The 2,883-nt window shown below is 45.3% G+C and carries 2 protein-coding genes and 1 riboswitch; of the genes, one reads left to right on the forward strand and one right to left on the reverse strand.

The features are described 5' to 3' along the window. Positions 1 to 206: 206 nt before the first annotated feature. Positions 207 to 385: riboswitch (Lysine riboswitch) on the reverse strand. 326 nt (positions 386 to 711) lie between these two features. Further along, entirely contained in the window at positions 712 to 1,833 is a 1,122-nt protein-coding gene (locus tag R8269_RS23290; protein ID WP_017449452.1) for a pyridoxal-phosphate-dependent aminotransferase family protein, read from the forward strand. Positions 1,834 to 1,950: 117 nt separating this feature from the next. On the opposite strand, the gene R8269_RS23295 is transcribed toward R8269_RS23290, so the two are convergent. Further along, positions 1,951 to 2,883, reverse strand: a 933-nt coding sequence (locus tag R8269_RS23295) for a PglL family O-oligosaccharyltransferase (RefSeq protein ID WP_318222680.1), incomplete at its 5' end; no start/stop codon positions are given.

Here is a 2,883-nt window from a genome sequence, read left to right on the forward strand (position 1 = left end):
AGGCGAGTATTTGGATTGTTTTCGATGATGGTGGCACAACGACTCATTGCCTCAAAATTGGCAACACTGGTCCCACCGAATTTAGCTACGTTAAATGCGCTCACTGCGTTTCTCCCACGACTTCCTAAAAAATATACACATCCAATGTTTTGTGAGGAAAGGAACAGAGCAAAAAGAGAGGTAGTTAGATTGTCATTTGAAAATGTACCCTCAGAAGCTCTTCATCAGACGGTGCTGATGACAGTTGATGGGACTCAACCCAAGTCAACCGACAAGCCAAACCCTGCAATTTTGACTTACCTCGGCACTACTCCCCCTCAATGATTGGTGTTGGAATTGCGGTTCCACAAATCATCTGCCTGGGCAGTGCTCCTCTTCTACATAAAGCTCAAACATTGAACGGTTTTGACGTCACAATGTCAATCAATATTTCAACCAGAATGATGGTTTTTATTAACGAAATTGTGACAGTGGTTTGACCTCTATACTTAGGGCTAATTGCCGTGTGCAACAAAATACATTAGTGTGAAACCTTTGATGCCTGAATGTATTGCTAATCGAAATAAAAATTGCTCCTGTTTTCTGGTGAACGACTTGTTAAATAATTCAAGTGAGTTTTCTTGCAAAGCATGAAGAGTGACGATGTTTTGATGGCAAATAATTCTAAAAATGACTTCTTTCAGGCTAAATGACTGCAATCAAGGAGCTGACATGCCGATCCAAAGCTTTATTCCCCCTCACCGAATTTTAATGGGCCCTGGTCCTTCCGATGTTTATCCGCAGGTATTGCAAGCCCTTAGCCGTCCAACGGTTGGTCATTTAGACCCTCTGTTTATCGCGATGATGGATGAGCTTAAACAGCTGTTGAAATACGCTTTTCAAACCGAAAATGAGTTCACTATTGCGGTTTCTGCTCCAGGCAGTGCTGGGATGGAGACTTGTTTCGTTAACTTGATCGAGAAAGGTGACAAAGTCATCGTTTGTCGAAACGGTGTCTTTGGCGAGCGCATGCGTGAAAACGTTATTCGTGCTGGTGGCGAAGTGGTGCTAGTCGATGATGAATGGGGTGCGCCTGTTTCAGTAGATAAAGTTGAACAAGCACTACAGCAACATCCTGATACAAAAATTCTGGCTTTTGTGCATGCTGAGACATCAACCGGTGCTGTCAGTGATGCACAAACTCTAGGTAAGTTAGCCAAGCAATATAATGTGTTGTCGATTGTGGACGCCGTTACATCGTTAGGCGGCGTTCCGTTAAAGGTCGATGAATGGCAGCTTGATGCTGTGTACTCAGGCAGTCAAAAGTGTTTGTCGTGTGTGCCAGGCTTGTCTCCAGTGACGCTGTCTCCGGCTGCTATCGAAAAAATTCAATCGCGCACTACGCCAGTTCAAAGTTGGTTCCTCGATCAAAGCTTAGTGTTGGGGTACTGGAGTGGGGAAGGTAAGCGTAGCTACCATCACACCGCTCCAGTGAATAGCCTATATGCATTGCATGAAGCGCTGCTTGTGTTACAGAACGAGGGGCTTGAGAACGCGTGGGCTCGCCATCAATTGATGCATGAGAAGTTGAAAGATGGTCTTCAGAAACTGGGTTTTGAATTTGTAGTGGAAGAAGCTTACCGTTTACCTCAATTGAACGCGATTTATGTGCCGGAAGGGATCGATGAAGCGAAAGTTCGCGCGCATCTACTTGAAACTTACAACCTTGAAATTGGTGCAGGGTTAGGTGCGTTAGCTGGCAAAGCATGGCGTATTGGGTTGATGGGATACGGTGCTCGCGCGGAAAATGTCGCGCTGTGCTTGAAGGCTCTGGAAGAGTCTTTAACTGAGTAAGAGTTGCGCATTAGAGCGTCTCAAGAGCTTGGAACTCTATTACTCATAACCAACAGGGCCTAAAATCATTGGGCTGAAAGCAAAAAAGCGAAGGAAGTCCTTCGCTTTTTTGTTTGTCTATTCCGCATCAGACACGCTAGGCGTTGTCGATTGGGCTTGTGAGGGTGGTTGATAATTTACTTGGCTAAAGTCGATGTTCGGAAATAGGAATTGAGCCTCTGCACGAATTTGTTCCGCTTTACTGCTGTCATCCAGTCCTTGATAAGCCAAGATCAAGTTATTGTAGAACGCAGGGCGTGGCTTATCTTTAATGATCTGCAATGACCAATCAATATAAGGTTGAATCAAACTTGGATCTTGCTTGTACAGACCAATATTCAAAAAGGTACTGTAAACGTCCCAGTCAAATCTGTCTTTCCATACGACCGGGTTACTTACCTGATTCAAAATATCAGGGTTAGTTGGTCGCGTAGTTTCGAACTTCGTCAGAATGTAGTTCGTGTGTAGTGCGCTCACCATATAGAAGGTAAACACGGCCGGAATCACCAAGCTAAAAACACGTAGCAGACTTTTGGTCACTTTGCTAAACCCAACTTGGCGATAGCGCGAGACACGCTGGTCGACCCAATACAGCAAAATGATGAAAATCAGCCAGTGCACGAGAGAGTGATAAAACGGATATTCCAACTGAGAGTGAAGTACGATAGGAATGAATAACGCAAGCAACGCTAGGCGTGTGCCACGTTTGGCTTGATAAATCCGATGTAAAACCAATCCCATTGCGAGGATTATGCCTAATACAGGCAGAAGCCCACCTTCTACGCCCCAGTACAACATTTCATTGTGTGGATGATCCATCGATGGCAAGCCTGCAGGATAGTTCTCATTCAGCGCATGCTGGCGCGCGGTGTACAGCATGTACTCAGATTCAAACTTACCGTAACCGTAGCCAGTGAACGGTTTCTCGATCACCATATCCAAGGTTTGAGGGAAAGTGTACGCTCGAGGCGATTCCATATTCACTTTCTCTGCCGCCAGTCCACTTCCATC

It is taken from the genome of Vibrio sp. Vb0667, assembly GCF_033391095.1.

Bases quoted from the DNA above. Each gene is read 5' to 3' on its own strand.
- R8269_RS23290 (WP_017449452.1), top strand. From the start codon at position 712: ATGCCGATCCAAAGCTTTATTCCCCCTCACCGAATTTTAATGGGCCCT.